The 20,716-nt window shown below is 52.9% G+C and carries 20 protein-coding genes; 19 read left to right on the top strand and 1 reads right to left on the bottom strand.

Features of this window, described 5'->3' with window-relative positions:
* Nucleotides 1-29 precede the first annotated feature (29 nt).
* A complete protein-coding gene (locus KNP84_RS00800; protein ID WP_215114044.1) occupies nt 30-3,689 on the bottom strand; it encodes a S8 family serine peptidase in 3,660 nt (1,219 codons plus the stop codon).
* Between the two features lie 339 nt (nt 3,690-4,028).
* Here KNP84_RS00800 and KNP84_RS00795 point away from each other — a divergent pair, with 339 nt between their 5' ends.
* The 19 genes from KNP84_RS00795 to glyS all read left to right on the top strand — a co-directional run bounded on the left by KNP84_RS00795 (nt 4,029) and on the right by glyS (nt 20,706).
* The gene (locus KNP84_RS00795) at nt 4,029-4,673 is read left to right on the top strand and encodes a class I SAM-dependent methyltransferase (protein WP_131471279.1); all 645 of its coding nucleotides are present in this window, start codon (nt 4,029-4,031) and stop codon (nt 4,671-4,673) included.
* Entirely contained in the window at nt 4,670-5,137 is a 468-nt protein-coding gene (locus KNP84_RS00790) for an S-ribosylhomocysteine lyase (RefSeq protein WP_021065678.1), read from the top strand. Before KNP84_RS00795 ends, KNP84_RS00790 begins: the two co-directional genes overlap by 4 nt.
* Complete coding sequence (locus tag KNP84_RS00785) at nt 5,138-6,076, top strand: PLP-dependent cysteine synthase family protein (protein ID WP_214802738.1); 939 nt, start codon at nt 5,138-5,140, stop codon at nt 6,074-6,076.
* Nucleotides 6,042-7,199 carry a bifunctional cystathionine gamma-lyase/homocysteine desulfhydrase gene (locus tag KNP84_RS00780; RefSeq protein ID WP_214798478.1) on the top strand — a complete coding sequence of 386 codons (1,158 nt, stop codon included), beginning with the start codon at nt 6,042-6,044 and terminating at the stop codon, nt 7,197-7,199. The genes KNP84_RS00785 and KNP84_RS00780 overlap by 35 nt, the downstream gene beginning before the upstream one ends.
* 147 nt (nt 7,200-7,346) lie before the next feature.
* Nucleotides 7,347-8,210, top strand: a complete 864-nt coding sequence (gene rarD, locus KNP84_RS00775) for an EamA family transporter RarD (RefSeq protein WP_051627783.1) — start codon at nt 7,347-7,349, stop codon at nt 8,208-8,210.
* A gap of 91 nt (nt 8,211-8,301) precedes the next feature.
* Complete coding sequence (gene deoC, locus KNP84_RS00770) at nt 8,302-8,967, top strand: deoxyribose-phosphate aldolase (RefSeq protein ID WP_021065682.1); 666 nt, start codon at nt 8,302-8,304, stop codon at nt 8,965-8,967.
* A gap of 77 nt (nt 8,968-9,044) precedes the next feature.
* Nucleotides 9,045-9,239: a 30S ribosomal protein S21 gene (gene rpsU / locus KNP84_RS00765; RefSeq protein ID WP_029334745.1), complete on the top strand. Its 195-nt coding sequence runs from the start codon at nt 9,045-9,047 to the stop codon at nt 9,237-9,239.
* Nucleotides 9,240-9,272: 33 nt separating this feature from the next.
* On the top strand, nt 9,273-9,722 hold the full coding sequence (locus KNP84_RS00760; RefSeq protein ID WP_021065683.1) for a GatB/YqeY domain-containing protein: 450 nt from the start codon (nt 9,273-9,275) through the stop codon (nt 9,720-9,722).
* A 136-nt stretch (nt 9,723-9,858) separates the two neighbouring features.
* A complete protein-coding gene (locus KNP84_RS00755) occupies nt 9,859-10,371 on the top strand; it encodes an NfeD family protein (RefSeq protein ID WP_021065684.1) in 513 nt (170 codons plus the stop codon).
* A complete protein-coding gene (gene floA, locus KNP84_RS00750) occupies nt 10,368-11,348 on the top strand; it encodes a flotillin-like protein FloA (protein ID WP_021065685.1) in 981 nt (326 codons plus the stop codon). The genes KNP84_RS00755 and floA overlap by 4 nt, the downstream gene beginning before the upstream one ends.
* A 5-nt stretch (nt 11,349-11,353) precedes the next feature.
* Nucleotides 11,354-11,788, top strand: a complete 435-nt coding sequence (locus KNP84_RS00745) for a hypothetical protein (RefSeq protein ID WP_021065686.1) — start codon at nt 11,354-11,356, stop codon at nt 11,786-11,788.
* 134 nt (nt 11,789-11,922) lie between these two features.
* A complete protein-coding gene (locus tag KNP84_RS00740) occupies nt 11,923-12,879 on the top strand; it encodes a PhoH family protein (RefSeq protein WP_029595222.1) in 957 nt (318 codons plus the stop codon).
* An 18-nt stretch (nt 12,880-12,897) separates the two neighbouring features.
* A complete protein-coding gene (locus KNP84_RS00735; protein ID WP_021065688.1) occupies nt 12,898-14,979 on the top strand; it encodes an HD family phosphohydrolase in 2,082 nt (693 codons plus the stop codon).
* Nucleotides 14,957-15,433, top strand: a complete 477-nt coding sequence (ybeY, locus tag KNP84_RS00730) for an rRNA maturation RNase YbeY (protein ID WP_029595223.1) — start codon at nt 14,957-14,959, stop codon at nt 15,431-15,433. Before KNP84_RS00735 ends, ybeY begins: the two co-directional genes overlap by 23 nt.
* Nucleotides 15,430-15,780, top strand: a complete 351-nt coding sequence (locus KNP84_RS00725) for a diacylglycerol kinase family protein (protein ID WP_214802733.1) — start codon at nt 15,430-15,432, stop codon at nt 15,778-15,780. The genes ybeY and KNP84_RS00725 overlap by 4 nt, the downstream gene beginning before the upstream one ends.
* A 35-nt stretch (nt 15,781-15,815) precedes the next feature.
* Nucleotides 15,816-16,724 (top strand): GTPase Era, encoded by a 909-nt coding sequence (era, locus tag KNP84_RS00720; protein WP_029595225.1) that lies wholly within the window; start codon nt 15,816-15,818, stop codon nt 16,722-16,724.
* Between the two features lie 3 nt (nt 16,725-16,727).
* Nucleotides 16,728-17,477 carry a DNA repair protein RecO gene (gene recO, locus KNP84_RS00715; protein ID WP_214802729.1) on the top strand — a complete coding sequence of 250 codons (750 nt, stop codon included), beginning with the start codon at nt 16,728-16,730 and terminating at the stop codon, nt 17,475-17,477.
* A gap of 288 nt (nt 17,478-17,765) precedes the next feature.
* Complete coding sequence (gene glyQ / locus KNP84_RS00710; protein WP_370447070.1) at nt 17,766-18,659, top strand: glycine--tRNA ligase subunit alpha; 894 nt, start codon at nt 17,766-17,768, stop codon at nt 18,657-18,659.
* Nucleotides 18,652-20,706 (top strand): glycine--tRNA ligase subunit beta, encoded by a 2,055-nt coding sequence (gene glyS, locus KNP84_RS00705; protein WP_214714604.1) that lies wholly within the window; start codon nt 18,652-18,654, stop codon nt 20,704-20,706. Before glyQ ends, glyS begins: the two co-directional genes overlap by 8 nt.
* The last annotated feature ends 10 nt before the right edge of the window (nt 20,707-20,716 follow it).

Below are 20,716 nucleotides of genomic sequence, written 5' to 3'. Positions count from 1 at the left end.
CGCGATTTGGGCGCGAGCCTGTCGAATTATTATTTGACGAGTGTGATCGTCTTCGTCGTCACGTTGCCGGCGAGGTCGGTCGCCTCGAACGTGAACGTGTTCTCACCTGACGTCACAGGAAGCGTGACCGTCTGTGTTTTCGCGAATGAACGCATCTCATACGGTTCTTTCAGCGCTTGGCTGAATTTCAAGTCGCCGTTGACGAGAAGTTTCACTTCGTCGAAGTTGTCTTTCACCGTTAGAGAGACGTTGACCGTCGATTGTTTTTTACCGATTTTTTTCGGTAGTTTTCCAAGTTCGATGCTGGCAGGTGTCGTATCCACAAAAATCGCACGTTGGAAGTTGGTCACGTTTCCAGCCGCATCCTCGGCGACGAACCGCAACTTATGGACACCGTCTGCAAACGTCCGCGTCGTGTTGAAGACGTGTTCTTTCTTCGTATCGTCCCATGTGAGCGGTACGTCAACACCGTCGACTTGGAACGACTGGATGGCAGATGCATCTTGAATCGTTCCAGCGACCGGGATGACCGATGTCGCGTATGGCGTCAAAGCGAGCGGGGCGTTCACGAACACTCCAGGCTTATCCGCGTCTGTCGAGTAAGCGACCGTCTTCGTTGTGCTGTTGCCAGCGTGATCGACGACGCGAACGCTGACTTGATCGGCGTCACTGACGCCTGTGAACGTGTAGGCCTTGCCATCAGCTTGCTTGGCGACGGATTTTCCGTTCAAGAAATATTCGACCGAATGGATGCCTGAGAACTCATCTTTCGCTTGGACCGCCAAGCTCTCCCCTTGCCATTTCGTCGTGAACGTCGGGTCCGTGTAATCGACTTTGACTGGGAAGCGAAGCGTCTGGGCTTGTTTTTTCATGTAATCGATGCTTCCTTCGATTTCATAGAAGTATTTGCCGGCCGGGGCTGGTTTGCCATTCAACTGACCATCCCATGTGTAAGCGGCCGAGTAGTAATAAGGTGTGTTGGCACCGCCGTCAAAGTAGTTCTTGCGAAGTTCTTCGTCTTGGAACAACGTCCGGACGACATTGCCGGCCTCGTCGACGATGCGATACTTGACGTCCTTGGCGTTACGGAGCAACGAGAACACCGGTACAGCGACATCCTTTGAGCCATCTTTGTCTGGTGAGAAGGCGATTGCGTCGGCATCAACGGATTGGTCAAGGTTCGAACCGAGATAGTTCCCTGTTTGATCGACCATACCTGATACTTCGTAGAACGAGCCGTCTTCATAGATGGAGGCATCGAAGATTGGCGCCTTGCCCCAGTCTCCTTCGAAACCGACGAACGGTACGACGAGTGACGGGTTGCCCTCAGCACCGTTAACGTCCGTCAAGCGGACGAATCCATCAACGAAGTAACCGTTCTCGAAGACGTCTTTCGCCGGTACGAGACCGTCGAGCGTTTTCGGATTGAGCACTTTTGCTTTCGAGACGTCAAGTGCGACTTTGAGTTCTACTTTCGCGTTCGGTTTTACTTTGACCGTACTGACTTTCTTCCCGTTGACCGTCACTTTTGCATTCTCGAGCGCTTGGGCTTCCATCGCGTTCTGAACGAGTCCGGCCGTCTGCTCGATAGCGAGGTCGGTCTGGAGTGACGAAGACACGTTATACGACACGGCCTTGTCCGACAAGTTCTCGACGACAAGCGTGAACGTCGCCTTGCTGCGGTTCAATTCCTTGAGCGCAACTTTGGCTTCTTTCGTCTTCTTCTCGTACGCGATTGCCGGTGTCGAGACGGCAGCATGCAATTGCATGAGACCAGCTCCACCACGACGTGGCGTGTAAGGGAGGTTTTGTTGTAACTGTTTGTTGAGCGGTCCGATATCCGTGACAGCTTTCGATGTGTTGATGAGCAAGTTCTTCGCCATCGTGACGCGTGCTGTTCCTGTCAAATTGAAGTCGCGGTCGACGCGTTCGAGGACGAGGGCAGCTCCGCCGGCCACGTGTGGGGCAGCCATCGATGTACCGCTCATCAAGCCGTACTGGTTATCGTTCAACGTCGAGAAGATCTGTCCGCCCGGTGCTGAAATCTCTGGCTTGAAGTCGAGGTTTGGCGTCATGCCCCACGACGTGAAGTTCGAGAGCTGACCGGCCGCGCCGTTCGTGACACTGAGGCGATCGCCGGCAAAGCCGATTGTCATCTGTTCACCAGCGAGGAGACGTTGTTGCAACGTGTTCCCGTCTTTGATGCTAAGCGAGGCCATCGGGATTTTCGGGTTGGCCAATGCCATGCTCACATAATCGCCGTGACCGACAGCTCCACGGACAATGACGCCAGCTGCGCCGTTCGCTTCGGCTGTCTGTTGAATGTTTGAATAGAAGTAACTGCCGTCGCGAACCGCGAGGACGATTTTTCCTTTAACGTCTTTTCCGACGTATTGGCTCGGTTGGCCGTCGCCGACGTAAACGAGGTCGTAATTGCCTTGCGTGAAGGCAGGACCGTCTTGTTTTTTCCAACCGATTTTGTCAGTGGCGTCACCCGACTTGACTGAGAACGCGTCCAATTGAATTTGATCGTTCTCGAGCGAAGCGACGGATGTCGACGCCGAGCTGACACTCGGGGCACCGACGACGCCCGTGTCCGGATTATCGGCGTACGGAAGGTCGTAACCGTTGCCGAAGTAGGCCGAGTTTCCAGCCGAAATCGACATGAAGACACCGTTATCGACGGCACGTTGGACGGCTTGTTGTTCCGGTGAGTCGGCATCGACGAATCCGGCCGTTGAGCCGAGACTCATGTTGATGACGTCCGCACCGAGTTTGATGGCGTCATCGATGGCTTTAATGTAGATATCGCCGTATGTCGAAGCATAGTTCGGATCGTTACTGAATACTTTGAGCCCGAGCACTTGTGCCTCAGGAGCGACACCTTTCAAGCCACCGGCCGCTTCATCCCCGTTGGCGGCGACAGTACCCGAGACGTGCATCCCGTGCATCGAGGCGCCAGGTGAATCGTCACGGATATCATCGTTCTCATCATAATAGTTATAAGCGTATGGGACTTTCTCGTTTATGTAAGCTCCAGGCATGCCGAACGTGCTGACGGCCGTCTCGACTTCTGTTTGAGACAACTCGGCTTTTGAATCATCCGTAAGACGGAAGTCACGGTGGTCGGCGTCAACGCCTGTATCGATGACAGCGACGATTGTCCCTTCGCCCGTGAACCCGTAATCGCCCCACGTCTGCTGTGATTGGACCATGCCATTACTCGTGACCATGTCCGGTTTGACTTCTGGACGTTCGTACTCGTTGACGACGTGGACGCTTGCGACTTCAGGCAACGCCTCGACCTTTTTGACGTCGGTCGCTGTGAGCATCGTACTGAAACCGTTGAAGACGGTCGTGAACTCTTCGAGCGTCACGGCCTTGACGCCTTTTTTCGAGATGGCAGCTTTCGCTTTCTTTTGTTCGGCTTTGACGAGCTTTTGAGCGCCGTCTTTCTCCGTTTTCGTCAACTCGTTAAACTTTTTACCCTTTTTCTTTGCTTGTTCGATGGCTGGGGCACCGACAAGTTCGACGACGACGCGCAATTTCTCATGTTTGTCGGTCGAGCTCACGCTTTGTTTGACAGATGGCTTGGCTAGGACAGGTTCTGCGCCGAGGCCGAGTAGGCCGGGCGTCAACGCGAGGCAAGTCGCGAGGGAGACGTTCAAATAAAATTTCGGTTGTGGCAATTTAGTATCCTCCAATCGTTTTTTGAAAAAATAAATCCATTTGTGGAAAATGATAGCGGATTTCAAACCAAAATTCTTCCTGTTTTTTAAACGATAGGGTAATGAATTTGAACAAATTAAAAGATTCTGACAATTACTTTGGACCTATCCACGTCAAAATGTGGATAGGTCTTTTCTCATTTCCTGACTCTTTCATCGGATTAACAATAAATAATTCATCTCTCTCAAACAATATGGGCAATTCGCTTGAGATTTTAATCTAAAGTTGATACAGTCTGTAGTAGATAAATCATATAAAACTTATCGATATAGTCGGAATAAAGACGATGGGGTGACAACATGGGATTACAATTCATGGATATTTTTAAGGAATGGGCGTCAGAATATGACGCGACCGTGACCGGACATGACGAACAGTATCGTGAAGTGTTCGCCGGGTACGAGACGATGCTCAACGAGGTCGTCGACCAATTAGAAGGCCGGGTCATGGAATTCGGAAGCGGGACAGGGAACTTGAGTGCAAAAATCTTGGAGCGCCACGAATTGATTTCGGTCGAACCGTCTCCGGAAATGCGGGCCGTCGCGGCCGAGAAGTTACAGCTCGATATCGTCGACGGTGACTTTCTCAACTATCCGACGGATCAACAGGTCGATACAATCGTGTCATCCTATGCGTTCCATCATTTGACGGATGATGAGAAACGGACGGCGATTCGAAGTTACGTCGAACACCTCGACGCCCCGCGCTTCGTCTTGCTCGATACGATGTTCGCCTCGCAAACAGCGAAACGGGACATCTTGGACTGGGCCGAAGCGAACGGCTATACCGATTTACTCGAGGATTTGAATCGAGAGTTTTATCCATATACCCAGACGATTCAAGCGATGCTCGAAGCAAACGGCTATACGGTTACGCTCACGCAAAAAAATAAATTCGTCTGGCTCGTCGTGGCCACGAAACAATCAGGAGGAACTCAATCATGAAAAGTTATAAAGTCGAAAGCTTTAATTTAGACCATACAAAAGTACAAGCGCCTTACGTCCGTTTAGCTGGAGTGAAGAAAGGGACGGCCGATACGATTTATAAATATGACATTCGCTTCATTCAACCGAACGAAGGGCTTATGCCGATGCGCGCCGTCCATTCGCTCGAGCACTTGATTGCCGAGAACAGCCGTAGCCACTCGAATCAAATCATCGACGTCTCGCCGATGGGTTGCCAGACAGGCTTCTATTGGACGATGTTGAACGACGGGGATTACGAAGCGATGCTCGACCTCGTCGAAGCGACACTCCGCGATGCAGCAAATGCGACAGAACTTCCAGCGCAAAACCCGATTCAATGCGGCAGCGCGAACCATCACGATTTCGAGGGTGCGAAGAAGCTCGCGGCCGACATGCTTGCTAAGCGTGACGAGTGGCACATCATCTTCAAGGACGAAGCGTAAATGATTGTCCAAAGCGTCTATGAATTGATCGGGGAGACGCCTCTTCTCGAATTGCGGACGTTACCGGTTCCTCCGGGTGTCAAAGTGTACGGCAAGCTCGAGATGATGAACCCGGGCGGTAGTGTCAAGGATCGGCTCGGTCTGCAATTGATTGAACGGGCGCTTGAACGTGGACAACTCGTACGCGGGGGAACGGTCGTCGAACCGACGGCCGGGAACACCGGGATCGGGCTCGCACTCGCCTGTCAACGTCACGGCATCAAGTTGATGACCGTCACTCCGGAGAAGTTCAGTCAAGAGAAGCAAGCGCTCATGGCGCTTCTCGGGGCGACCGTCGTCAACACGCCGACGGAGCTCGGGATGAAAGGGGCCATCGCGCGGGCGAAAGAGCTCGCCATCGAACATGACGCCTATGTGCCGGAACAGTTCTCGAATCCGGATAATCCGGACGCATACGTCGACACGCTCGCGTTCGAGCTTCAGGCCGACCTGCCGAACATCGATGTGTTCATCGCCGGGGCCGGCTCAGGGGGGACGTTTACAGGTGTCGCGAGCAAGTTGCGGCCGAACGGGACGAAGACGATCGTCGTCGAGCCGGAAGGGTCGATTTTGAACGGTGGAGCACCAGGGCCGCACAAGACAGAAGGCATCGGCGTCGAGGCGTGGCCGGCGTTCTTGCCGCGCGAGCTCGTCGACGGGATTTACACGATTACGGACGAAGAGGCGTTCTATTATGTCGCCCACCTCGCCAAACAAGAAGGTTTGCTCGTCGGAAGTTCATCCGGAGCGGCCATCGCGGCATGCGTACAAGAAGCGGCTCAGATGACAGAAGGCGTCATCGTGACGATTTTACCGGACAGCGTTGAACGTTATTTAAGTCAAGGAATAGTCAAGGAGGCAGAATATGCGTACAAAAACAGCACTCATTCACGGCGGTAAAACAACGGACCCGTTGACGGGAGCCGTCACACCACCGATTTATCAGACGAGCACGTATAAGCAAGACGGCATCGGCAATCTCCGCGAAGGGTATGAATATTCGCGGACGGCCAACCCGACACGGACGGCACTTGAGACGCTCATCGCCGATATCGAGGGCGGTGCCAGCGGGTTTGCGTTCGGTTCTGGGATGGCAGCCATCTCGACGATTTTAATGTTAATGAAATCAGGGGACCACGTCATCGTCGGTTCTGACGTATATGGGGGAACGTACCGTGTATTCAATCGAGTATTTCAATCACTTGGCTTGGAGGCAACTTTTGTCGATACGGCCGATACGCAAGCGGTCCGTGAAGCGCTCCAGCCGAACACGAAAATGATTTACGTCGAGACACCGACAAACCCGTTGTTGAACGTGACGGACATGCGCCTCATCCGCGCCATCGCCGACGAGGCGGACGTCCTGTTCGTCGTCGACAACACGTTCATGACACCGTACTTCCAAAACCCAATCGAATTGGGGGCGGACTACGTGCTTCATAGCGCCACAAAATATTTAGGCGGCCATAGCGACGTCGTCGCCGGTCTCGTCGTCGCCCGCACGGAAGAGCTTGGGGAGCGTTTGGCGTTCTTGCAAAACTCAGTCGGCGCGGTACTCGGACCACAAGACAGCTTCCTCGTTGTTCGCGGCATCAAGACGCTCGCGGTCCGCATGGAAGCGATTGAAGCGAACGCGCTCGCGCTCGTCGACTACTTGACGAAGCATGAATCAGTCAGCCGTGTCTTGCATCCGAGTGTCGGCAGTGAAGAAGCGAAGCGGGTCCACTTGTCCCAGGCACGTGGTTTCGGTGGAATGATCGCCTTCGACGTCGGTTCAGCCGAAGCGGCCGAACTCGTCGTCGCGAAGACGAAGTACTTCACACTCGCCGAGAGTCTCGGCGCGGTCGAGAGCTTGATTAGCGTACCAGCTCGGATGACGCATGCGTCAATTCCTGCGGAACGCCGTCTCGAACTCGGGATTACGGACGGACTCGTCCGCATCTCGGTCGGCCTTGAAGATGTACAAGATTTGATTGAAGATTTGGAGCAGGCGCTCGCGACCGTGGCGACGATTCCGAACTAAGTTGCATAGCGATACGAGGTGCGCTCGCGAGCGTGCCTCTTTTTGTCGTGTGCAAGGTGAAAGAATTCGCTTGAATGTCCTAATCGCATCGACTACACTGACGATAATTGATTACGAGAGCGGGTGAACAGAGTGAACAAAGGCGTCATGCCAACGGTCGGGGCCTACGTCATGTGGGGCGTCCTACCGATTTATTGGAAGTTTTTGCAGGAAATACCGAGCGGTCAAATCTTGGCCCATCGCATCGTCTGGTCATTCCTCTTCATCTTACTCGTCTTGAAATGGACGAAACAGTGGACCGAGTTCAACTATGCGCTTCGGCACCGGGCGACAAGGAACGCCTTTATGTTGAACGGATTTATCGTCAGTGCCAACTGGTTCGTCTACATATGGGCGGTCAATCACGGCTATATCATCGAAGCGTCACTCGGCTATTACATCAATCCGCTCGTGAGCATGGTGTTAGGTGTGCTTGTTTTTCGGGAATCATTAAATCGAGTACAATGGCTGGCGGTGACCGTGGCGGCAATCGGCGTGCTCGTCTTGACGTTCGGCTATGGGTCGTTCCCGTGGATCGCGTTCATTTTGGCCAGTACGTTCGGGTTTTACGGGATGGTGAAAAAACGCCGTCCACTTGCCTCGACGGTTAGCCTCGGCATCGAGACGCTCGCGGTCGTTCCGGTCGCTATCATTTTCTTGGGATGGCAAACGTCTCAGGGAGGATTGACGATGACGACCGAACCGGTCATTTGGGTTGCGTTGGTCGGGACAGGCGTGATGACGGCGCTACCCCTTCTTTTGTTCGGGTACGGGGCGCAACATATCCCGTTCACGCTCGTCGGGTTTCTTCAGTTCATCGCACCGACGCTCAGTCTCGCAATCGGGGTCATTCTCTATAATGAACCGTTCACGGGCTATCACGTTTTTGCGTTCACATGTATATGGATTGCCATTTTCTTCTTTAGTTGGAACAGTTGGATCCAGACGCGGAAACGCCGTCAACTCGTCTGAATTGAAAGCTGTTACATTTCAAGAAAACATGATAATATGTTAGATGTCAGACCTATATGTCAGACCGATACATCAGAGGAGGAATTTTACGATGGAATTAGCACGTTATATCGACCACACAGCCTTGAAGGCAGAAACAACGAAAGATCAAGTTACAAAACTTTGTGCCGAGGCGCTCGAATACAAATTCGCAAGCGTCTGTGTCAACCCGACATGGGTGAAGTACGCGGCGGAACAACTCAAATCAGATGACGACGTCAAAGTATGTACGGTCATCGGCTTCCCACTCGGAGCTAACACGCCAGAAGTGAAAGCGTTCGAAACTAAAGACGCGATTGCAAACGGCGCAGGCGAAATCGATATGGTCATCAACATCGGTGCCATGAAAGACGGCGATTTCGATCTCGTTGAGCGCGATATCCGCGCTGTCGTCGAAGCGGCAAACGGAACGCTCGTTAAAGTCATCTTTGAGACGTGCCTCCTTACGAAAGAAGAAATCAAAAAAGCGGCTGAGCTTTCAGTCAAAGCAGGCGCAGACTTCGTGAAAACGTCGACTGGCTTCTCGACAGGCGGTGCGACAGTAGAAGATATCCGCCTCATGCGTGAGACGGTCGGACCAGATCTCGGCGTTAAAGCTTCAGGCGGCGTACGTGATTTCGAAGGCGCACAAGCTATGATTGATGCCGGCGCGACGCGCATCGGCGCATCAGCTGGAATCGCCATCGTTACAGGCGGACGTTCAGACAGCGACTATTAATAACTAGTGGTTGACCGCACGACTTACTTTCACTATAATATGTTATGACGTGTGAAACACGTTTCCTTAGTCGTGTAATTCGGAGGGAGGGAAAACTAGTGGAAACTCGTGTCCGTAAAAACGAATCGCTTGAAGACGCTCTTCGTCGTTTCAAACGCGGTGTTTCGAAAGATGGCACTCTTGCCGAAGTTCGCAAACGTCGTCACTACGAAAAGCCAAGCGTAAAACGTAAATTGAAATCAGAAGCTGCGCGTAAGCGTAAGAAATTCTAATTTCAGTTTCATTTGTAGAGAGGGTGTTAGCTCATGAGTCTTCAAGAACGCTTGACGGACGACATGAAGCAAGCCATGCGCGCGAAACAAAAAGATCGTCTCACGACGATCCGGATGGTCAAAGCGTCGCTCCAAAATGAGGCCATCAAATTTGGTCGACAAGATCTAACTGAGGAAGAGGAACTCACGGTGCTCAACCGAGAGATGAAACAGCGCAGAGACTCCCTCCGAGAATTCGAAAGCGCTGGTCGTGAAGACCTTGCTTCTAAAGTAGCTGACGAGATTGTCGTACTAGAGGCCTATATGCCTGAACAACTTTCTGAAGATGAAGTCACGGCGATCGTGAAAGCAGCTATTGCTCAAACGAATGCTACAGGCCCGTCGGATATGGGTAAGGTGATGGGCGTCGTCATGCCTCAAGTTAAAGGCAAGGCAGACGGTGGTCTTGTGAACCGCATTGTCAAACAACAATTGACGAATTAATGAGAGAGACAGGGATTTTTGGGTCAAACCAAAAGTTTCTGTCTTTTTTTGCGTATTCCGAAACCAAAAGCGAACTTGTTTCGTATACACTAGAGATAAGAGGTAGCTTGTGAACTCGGAAGGGGGTTGCAATACGATGACATTTGGTCTCGGAGTGATTCTGACGGTGTTTTTTGTCGGGATCGTCCTTCTAGGAATTGAAGTGTTCGTTGCCGGTTTTGGATTGTTCGGCGTGCTAGGGATTGGGGCGGTCGTCGCCAGTTTGATTATGGCGGGTGCCACAATCGGACAACTGTGGTTGTCGCTTGGTTTAGCCACGGCCATCGTCGCTGGACTCGGATTTTGGGCATATCGTCGCCTACAGTCCAATCGATCGCTCATGTATAAAGGGTTGATTTTGACAGATTCGACGTCAACAGACAAAGGGTATTTGTCCCACGATGACCGCAAACGGTTGCTCGGGAAAGTCGGGGTCACGTTGACGCCGCTTCGCCCGGCGGGTACCGCTGAGATTGACGGAGAACGGATTGATGTCGTGACAGAAGGTAGCTATCTCGATTCGCAAACGAAAATTCAGGTGTATAAAGTCGATTCAGGACGCGTTGTCGTCCGCAACTTTATAGAGCCTAAGGAGGATGTAACAGAATGACACCAGAACTATTGACCACGTTACTCATCTCGGGTGGAGGATTGATTGCGCTCGCCGTATTCTTCACGTTCGTACCGGTCGGGCTGTGGATCAGCTCGTTCGCCGCTGGCGTCCACGTCTCGATCTTCACACTAATCGGGATGCGACTCCGTCGCGTCGTCCCATCGAAAATCGTCAACCCGCTCATCAAAGCGGTCAAAGCCGGCATCGGCTTGAACACGAACCAGCTCGAGAGTCACTTCTTGGCCGGGGGTAACGTCGACCGTGTCGTCAACGCCTTGATTGCGGCCCACCGTGCCGATATCGAATTATCGTTTGAACGTGCCGCAGCAATCGATCTTGCTGGCCGTAACGTGTTAGAGGCGGTTCAAATGTCCGTTAACCCGAAAGTCATCGAAACGCCGTTCATCGCTGGTGTGGCCATGGATGGGATTGAAGTGAAGGCGAAAGCCCGCATCACAGTCCGCGCCAACATCGATCGTCTTGTCGGGGGTGCCGGGGAAGAGACGATTATCGCCCGTGTCGGTGAAGGGGTCGTCTCGACGATCGGTTCACAACACAACCATAAGCACGTCTTGGAGAACCCTGATATGATTTCACGTACCGTATTGACGAAAGGTCTCGATTCAGGGACCGCATTTGAAATCCTATCAATCGATATCGCCGACATCGATATCGGTAAAAACATCGGGGCGGTCCTCCAGACCGACCAAGCCGAAGCTGATAAGAAAATCGCGCAAGCGAAAGCGGAAGAACGCCGCGCGATGGCAATCGCCCGTGAGCAAGAGATGAAATCATCGGTCGAAGAGATGCGCGCCAAAGTCGTCGCGGCCGAGGCGGAAGTCCCGCTCGCGATGGCCGACGCACTTCGAAATGGCAAACTCGGGGTCATGGATTACGTCAACTACTTGAACGTCCAAGCCGATACAGAAATGCGTAAAGCAATCGGTCATCCTGTCGAATCTGATAGAGAGTAACGGACATGGATGGACTCTGGGTACTACTCTTAGCCGCTTTCGGGATTGCCTCGGCGGTCATGAAGCGGATGGAGAAACCATCATCTACTGGAGAACGACCACCGAGTACGGATTTGAAACGTTATCTCGATACGGTCGGTGACATGATGAAAGAAGTCGAGGCGACGTTCGATGAGCCGCGCAACAAGCAAGACAAACCGGCTCCTCAGAAACTACGTCGCCGTGTCGCCGCACCGGCCGAAACGACAGACCGACATGCACCGCGTCGACGTGAAGAGCTACCGCACGTGAGTGCCCAGTTCGAACAGACGGTCAAAATTCCACCGATTTCCGAGTCGACCGAGTCGCGGCCACAACCGCGCATCTCGATGAAGCAAGTTCGGCAAGCGGTCGTGTGGAGTGAAATTTTGCAACCGCCGGTGTCGAAACGCCGTCGTTAAACCTGAGGCAGTGACTCCGTGTCACTGCTTCTTTTTGTTGGAGGAATGGACGGTCTTTCTTTCACGAACGGCTTGATAGTGCTAAAGTAAAGAAGGAACAATCTACTGATGGGGAGGAGAAACAACCATTGATTATGACTGATAAAATTCCGTTCGTCATGGAACATGCGAACGAAGCGCAGGCGCTCCTCGGACCGAAGGACGAGGTATTTCAAGCCATCGAAGCAGAACTCGCGGTCGCACTCACTCCTCGTGGAGAAGAATTAATCATTCAGGCCGATACGGCCGATACGCTCGAATTGACGAAGGCCGTGATCAAGACGTTGCAACAACTCGTTAAAAAAGGGGCTCGCTTGAACGAAAGCGATGCCATCAGTGTGATTCAACACATCAAGGTCGGCAAGGGCGACGAGTTGCTCGAGCATTATGAGCGAGTCGTCTTCACGACGAACAAAGGGAAACCGATTCGGGCGAAGACGGTCGGACAGAGCCGATATGTCCGGGCCATCGAAAAACGTGACCTCGTGTTCGGAATCGGACCGGCGGGGACCGGGAAGACATATTTGGCCGTCGTTTTGGCAGCGCGTGCGCTGAAAGAAGGCCAAGTCAAACGAATTATTTTGACGCGTCCGGCGGTCGAAGCGGGTGAAAACTTGGGCTTCTTGCCAGGCGACTTGAAAGAGAAGGTCGACCCGTACTTACGGCCGTTGTACGACGCCTTGTTTGACGTCTATGGCGTCGAACAGACGAACCGATTGCTCGAACGCGGCACGATCGAAGTCGCGCCGCTCGCTTACATGCGCGGCCGGACGCTTGAAGATGCGTTCGTCATTTTAGACGAGGCGCAGAATACGACGAAAGAACAGATGAAGATGTTTTTGACGCGACTCGGTTTCGGCTCGAAAATGGTCGTCACCGGTGATTTGACGCAAGTCGATTTGCCGAAAGGCAAAGCGTCAGGACTGCAAGAAGCGTTACATCTGCTTGAAGGAGTCGATGGGATTCATTTTGAACATTTCACGTCGTCCGACGTCGTTCGCCATCCGCTCGTCAAGAAAATCATTAACGCCTATAGTAACGAACTCACATAACCAAAAGGGGGGGCACTGATGCAGCAAGCACGTCATTGGACGGTCGCGACAATCTCCGTCCTCTTTTTTCTCATTTTAGGCGCGATTCTATACTTTACGGTGCGCCCATCCATCATTAGTGTCGAGCCGCTCGGGATTGCCGAACAGGACATTCGCTCGCCGGTCACGATTGAAGACCGGACGGCGACGGAGCGGTTACGACAAGATGCGATCAATAGCGTCGGCAGTCAGTTCTCGTTGCGGCGCGAGTTTGCCGATCAACAGATCGCCAAAGTCGAGCAACTGTTCGCAGCGTTCGAAGAGACGGAAGATGACACCGAGCTATCAGACATCAAAAATCGCTTGAATTCGACCGAGGTGAACGGATTCCTCGGTGATGATGAACTGAACCTTCTGCTCGAGGCGAGCGAGAACACCCGTCGTACGGTCGAAGACGTCACCGTGACGGCGCTCCAAGAAGTGATGGGTAACCGCATCGACACGAGCTCACAGTCCATCTCAGAAGCGAGAGATCGGGCTGAGACACTTGTCGACCAATCACCGCTCTCACTCGAGTTCCGGGCGATCGCTAACAGCCTGAGCGATCAATTGATCGTACCGAACTACGTGTTCGATTCTGAAGCGACACGTGAGAAAGAACAGCAGGCGGTCGATGCGGTCGAACCGGTCATCATTCAAGAAGGCCAGTTGCTCGTCAACCAAGGCGAGGTCGTGACGCGCGAAATCTACCGCAAACTCGAATTGACAGGGGCTATCGATCCAAATCGTTCGTTCGCACCGCTGTTCGGGGCTTACTTACTGAGCGGACTGTTGACGATCGGTTTTCTGTTCATGTTAATCCGTTCGAAAATTCAACAACTGTTACTCCGCCCTAAAATCTTGATTACTGTCTATGGATTATTATTGTTACAGCTCGGCATCTTCTTTGGTGTCGGTTATATCGGTATCGAGTTCACGACATATGCGTACGTGCTCGCACCGACGGCATTCGTCGTCCTGTTGCTGCGTATCCTCGTCGATGAACGGGTCGCGCTCGCCTCGGCGTTGATCACGATGATTGCCGGGTCGATTGTGGCGAGTTTCGGGCAAAACACGAGCTTCATGACCGTCGTCTATTTCGCGACCGGAAGTTTCTTGGCCGTCTTCCTCGTCGAACCGAAGATTCAGCGCAAACGACTATTCTTGTCCGGTGTGTTGCTCGGCATTATCAATATCATCATGGTGCTCGCGCTCTTGTTCTTGCGCAACACGCAAGTGACGTGGGAGATGGTCGCCTACTTATCCGGTTTCGCCATCACGAGCGCGCTGTTGTCCATCGTGCTCACGTTCGGCTTCTTGCCGTTCCTTGAACCGTGGTTCGGCGTCCTATCGTCGGGTCGCCTCATCGAATTGATGAGTCCGACGCATCCGCTGTTACGCAAGTTGTTGATGGAGGCTCCTGGGACGTATCACCACAGCATGATGGTCGCCAACTTGGCCGAATCGGCTTGCGAGGCGATTGGTGCCGACGGACTGCTCGCCCGGGTCGCCAGTTATTATCATGACCTCGGTAAGACCGAGCGTCCGCTGCATTTCATCGAGAATCAGCAGAACGGCGTCAACCCGCACGACCGGCTCACACCGGAGGAATCAGCCGACATCATCATGGCCCATCCATATGACGGGGCCGATCTGTTGAGTCGTTATAAGTTGCCAAAAGAGATTATCGATATCGCCGAGCAACATCACGGCACATCGCTCTTGAAGTTCTTTTATGTGAAAGCGAAAGAGACGCGTGACGTCAATGAATCACGATTCCGCTACCCGGGACCGAAGCCGCAGACACGCGAGGCGGCGGTCGTCATGATCGTCGATTCAATCGAGGCGGCGGTCCGGTCACAGAAGCAACCGACACCAGAACGGATTCGTCAGCTCGTCAGTGCGATTATTCGTGATAAGCTACAAGACGGGCAATTCGAAGACTGCGAGTTGACGACGAAAGAAGTATGGCGCGTCGGGGAAAGCGCGTGTGAGACGCTGACCGGCCTGTTCCATGAACGAATCGAGTATCCAGAACTGAAGAAAGAAGGAGACTTACATGCAAATCATTTCGAACGATGAGCACGGCTTATTGTCGGATGCTCAAATCGAGCTCGTTGAATCCATATTGGTCCATGCGGCGATGGAAGAAGACGTCGAAGAACCGAGTGAGCTATCGGTCACGTTCTTGACGAACGATGAGATTCAAGCCATCAACCGCGAATGGCGCGGGAAAGATACGGCGACCGACGTCATCAGTTTCGCCTTCGATGAGATGGGAGAAGACGAGATGGACTTCATGCTCGATGAAGACGAGCCCCGTCTCTTAGGGGACTTGCTCATCTCGGTCGAACGTTGTCGCGAACAGGCGGCCGATTATGGCCACTCGTTCGAACGGGAACTCGGGTTCTTGGCGATTCACGGATTCCTCCACTTGCTCGGGTATGACCATATGACGCCCGAGGAAGAAGCGGAGATGACGGCGCGCCAAGAACAAGTGCTCGCTCACTTCGAGCTGAAACGAGGCGAAGTGTGAAACCGTTCTGGTTCGCCGTGCACGGCATCGTGCACGCAGTGCGGACCGAACGCAACATGCTGATTCATCTCGTATCGAGCCTGCTCGTCGTCGTGTTTGCCTGGTGGCTCCCGACGACGAAACTCGAGAACTTGATTCTGTTCGGCTGGGTCGTGCTCGTCATCGCGCTCGAGCTGATGAACACGGCGGTCGAACGCACGGTCGACCTCGTCACGAAAGACATCCACCCGCTCGCGAAGCAAGCGAAAGACGTCGCGGCCGGGTCGGTCCTCGTCGCAGCGATCGGGGCCGCCATCACGGCACTATTCATTTTTGGCCCTTATATAATCGACAAATTCGTTATATGATTGAACGTATTGGAAATTTAGAAAGCAGGTGCACTATGTATCAAGAAGATTTTAAATCAGGTTTTGTGTCCATCATCGGTCGTCCGAACGTCGGGAAATCGACGTTCTTGAATCGGGTCATCGGACAAAAGATTGCCATCATGTCAGACAAGCCGCAGACGACGCGCAATAAGGTCCAAGGTGTGTATACGACGGATGATTCGCAAATCATCTTTATCGACACGCCAGGGATTCATAAGCCGAAACACCGTCTCGGCGATTTCATGATGAAAGTCGCGACGAACGCACTACGTGAAGTCGACGCGATCCTCTTCATGGTCAACGTCACGGAACCGCGCGGCGCCGGCGATGAGTTCATCATCGAGAAGTTGAAAGGGCTCGACACGCCAATCATTCTCGTCATGAACAAAATCGACTTGATTCATCCGGACGAGATTCCGGCTGTCATCGAGCAGTATACGAATCAACTCGATTTCGCGGCGTACGTCCCGATTTCGGCACTTCAAGGCAACAACGTCGAACCGCTCCTTAAAGAAATCAAAAAGTTGCTCCCGGAAGGACCGATGTATTATCCGGCCGACCAAGTGACCGACCATCCGGAACGGTTCATCATCTCTGAATTGATTCGCGAGAAAGTGCTCCATAAGACGCGTGATGAAGTGCCACACTCAATCGCGGTCGCCATCGAGTCAATCAAGAAACGGGAAAACTCGGAAATGATTGATGTCGAGGCCGTGATCATGGTCGAGCGTGATTCTCAAAAAGGAATCGTCATCGGCAAAAAAGGTGCGATGCTCCGCGAAATCGGGACAGAAGCGCGCCACGACATCGAGGCGCTCCTCGGGACGAAAGTGTATTTGAACCTATGGGTGAAAGTGCAAAAAGATTGGCGTAACAAGATGGGCCAACTCCGCGACCTCGGTTTCCGCGACGACGAGTATTAAGCCATGTTGCAAAAGGTCACGGGAATCGTCATTCGGACCGTCAGTTACGGAGAGTCGAACAAAGTCGTCACCTTGTTCACCGAAGAGCTCGGAAAAGTTGCCGTCATGGCACGAGGGGCGAAAAAGCCGGGCAGCCGTCTGCATTCGTCGAGTCAGCCGTTCGTCGAAGCGGTATATATCTTTCCGGCGAGTCGTGGCCTAGGCCAATTGAAATCGTCGGATGTGATCACGTCTTATCCGGAAATCCGAAAAGACGTCGAGCGGATGGCATACGCCATGTATTGGCTCGAACTCGTCGACCGGACGGTAGAGGACCGCGTCCCGAACCGTCCGCTCTATCGCATCTTGAACGACGCCCTGCAGGCGCTCAATGCAGGGATGGATCCGGAAGTGATCACGCATCACTTCGAACTGCGCATTTTGCACTTGCTCGGGGTCGCACCGGTCTTGACCGGCTGCATCCGTTGCAACGATGTGACCGACCCGATGTACTTCTCGGTGACGGCCGGCGGCTTCCTATGCGCCCGGCACCAAGAAGAAGGATCGATTCGCATGAGCGAGCGTCTGGCGAAGTTGCTCTATTTGATGAGCCGGCACGAACTGTCCGAATTCAGTAACGTTCCGCTCACGAAAGAGACACGGATTCTACTCCGACAGCTGTTTGATGCGTATATGGACTCCTATAGTGGTCTGCGGCTGAAGACGAAACGGGTCCTCGACCAAATGCAGCGATTGTACTTGAACGATGATTGACTTTTTCGACAAGATTCGATACCATAATCTACGATTAGACAAATGAAATAGCGTGCGCAATGAAGGAAAACAAGTAGCTTTTATACCGTGGGTGCAGCGAGTTCGGGAAGGTGGAAGCCGAACGCCAGGTTGAAGTGAATGGCAATTCCAGAGCGCCCACAATCCAAAGAGTGGCCTCATCTCGAGGCAAGTAGGGTGGAACCGCGGGTAATCCCGTCCCTATGTGCATGGCACATAGGGGCGTTTTTTGTCGTTTCAATACTTTTGGAGGTGTCACATATGAAGCACATGACCGTGCAAGAAATTATTTTGACGTTACAAAATTTCTGGGCGTCGAAAGGCTGTTTGACAATGCAAGCGTATGACGTTGAGAAAGGGGCCGGTACGATGAACCCGATGACGTTCCTACGGAGTCTCGGACCCGAGCCGTGGAACGTCTGTTACACAGAGCCATCACGTCGTCCGGCGGATGGACGGTACGGAGAAAACCCGAACCGCTTGTATCAGCATCACCAATTCCAAGTCATCATGAAGCCGTCGCCAAGCAACATCCAAGAGCTTTACTTAGAGAGCTTAGAGTTGATCGGGATCAACCCGCTCGAGCACGACATCCGTTTCGTCGAAGACAACTGGGAGAACCCGACGTTCGGTGCGGCCGGACTCGGTTGGGAAGTCTGGTTGAACGGGATGGAAATCACTCAGTTCACGTATTTCCAACAAGTCGGTGGCATCGAGTGCGATCCGATCGCCGTCGAGATTACGTACGGTCTTGAACGTCTTGCGTCATATATCCAAGAAGTCGAAAGCGTGTTTGACCTCGTCTGGACAGACGGATTCAAATATGGCGATATCTTCTATCAGCCGGAATTCGAACATTCAAAATATACGTTCGAGCTCTCGGACGTCGATATGTTGTTCACATTGTTCGATACGTATGAAAAAGAAGCGAAGCGTGCCTTGGACGAAAACCTCGTCTTCCCGGCTTACGACTATATCCTTAAATGTTCGCATACGTTCAACCTTCTCGATGCGAAAGGCGCCATCTCGGTGACAGAACGGACTGGTTTCATCCAACGCGTCCGTAACATGTCCCGTGCATGTGCCGCCAAATTTATCGAAGAGCGGGAACGTCTCGGTTTCCCACTTTTGAACCAACAGAAAGCAGGTGCCCTTGATGCGTGACCTTTTATTAGAAATCGGACTTGAAGAATTACCAGCCCAATACGTCCTCCGTTCAGAAAAACAATTGGCGGAACGCGTAACTACCTTCTTGACGGAAGCCCGTGTCCAATTCGGTGCCATCACCGTTTATTCGACACCGCGCCGCCTCGCCGTTCTCGTCAAAGACGTGGAAGAGAACCAACAAGATTTGACGGAGACGCTTCGCGGACCAGCGAAAAAGATTGCTCAAGATGCTGAAGGAAACTGGTCGAAAGCAGCCGCCGGCTTTGCCCGTGGCCGCGGCCTATCGGTCGACGACTTGTACTTCGCCGAAGAGAAAGGTGTCGAGTACGTCTTCGCCGACCGTCATGAATCAGGTCAACCGACGAGCACGTTGCTCCCAGCACTCGAAGACGTCGTCCGTGGCATGACGTTCCCGAAAAACATGAAGTGGGGCACGAGCAGCCTACGCTATATGCGTCCGATTCGTTGGCTCGTCGCCTTGTTCGGTACCGAACAAATCGATTTCGAAATCGAAGGCGTGAAGACGGGGAACGTGACGCGTGGTCACCGTTTCTTGAGTAAGGGTGACGTCGTCATCACGGAACCGGCTGCCTATGCTGAGACGCTTGAACGCGAGTTCGTTGTCGCTTCGTACGAAGACCGGAAAGGGCGCATCGAACGTCAAATCGAGGAGTTGGCTTCAGAACAGGGTTGGACCGTCCCGCTCGATGCCTCGTTGCTCGAAGAAGTGACGAACCTCGTCGAGTGGCCGACAGCGCTATTCGGTGAATTCGATGCCCGTTATCTCGAACTTCCAGAAGAAGTCTTGATTACGACGATGAAAGAACATCAGCGCTATTTCCCGGTTTATATCGGTGAAACGCTCAAAAACTATTTCGTGACCGTCCGTAACGGAAATGCTGAACACCTTCAAAACGTTGCCAAAGGGAACGAGAAGGTCATCCGGGCCCGCTTGGCAGATGCCGTCTTCTTCTATGAGGAAGACCAAAAGACGAAGATTGACGAACAACTCGTCCGTCTCGACCGCATCGTCTTCCATGAGAAGTTGGGCACGACGGGAGATAAGGTCCGTCGCGTCGAACAGCTCGCAGGAACGCTTGCGCCATTGTTCAATGCGGATGCAGCCAAAGTGGCGCGTGCCGGTGCCATCCATAAGTTCGACCTCGTCAGCCAAATGGTGTATGAGTTCACAGAACTTCAAGGAGTGATGGGTGAGAAGTATGCGCTCCAACAAGGTGAGGACGCGGAAGTGGCCGCGGCGATCCGTGAGCACTACATGCCGCGCTTTGCTGGTGATGCCTCGCCGGCGACATCGACGGGTGCCGTACTCGCACTCGCCGATAAACTGGATTCGATTGCTGCCTTCTTCGGAATCGGCATGATCCCGAGCGGTTCACAAGATCCGTTTGCGCTCCGTCGTCAAGCCCAAGGGGTCGTTCAAATTTTGGCGGATTGGAAGATTGCCTTGCCACTCGACAAATTACTTTCACAAGTTGTCGATTCGCAACTTCAGGCAGGACTTTACGATGCCGATAAAGAACAAGTCAAGGCGCAACTCGAGGACTTCTTCATGCTTCGCTTGAAGTATCGTCTGCAAGAGCGACAAGTCCGTTATGACGTCATTGACGCGGTCTTGACGACTGGCCTTGCGATCGACCGACTCGATGCGAGAGCGGATGCGGTTCAAGCCATGCTCGCGAGCGAGGCGAAACTGCTCATCGAACAATTGACACGCGTCGTCAACATCGCTAAAAAAGGCGAGGCCGGGGACGTCGATCCGTCATTGTTTGAAAATACGGAGGAGAAAGATCTCCACGCTGCCATCGAAGCGACGTTACCGGAGACGGAACGCGCGGTCGAGGCGGGCGACTATCATCAAGCAATCACATCATTGCGCGCCCTAGAACATCCGATTAGCACTTATTTTGAAAATACAATGGTCATGAGCGATGTCGAAGCGATTCGCGAGAACCGTCTGCGCGAGATGAAACGACTCGCTGCGACAATCGAGAATGTCGCCGATTTTAGCGCGCTCGTACTCTGACCAAACTTGA

Source organism: Exiguobacterium sp. s70 (genome assembly GCF_018618315.1).
Classification (GTDB): domain Bacteria; phylum Bacillota; class Bacilli; order Exiguobacteriales; family Exiguobacteriaceae; genus Exiguobacterium; species Exiguobacterium chiriqhucha.
This window is presented reverse-complemented; position numbering and strand designations above follow the sequence as displayed.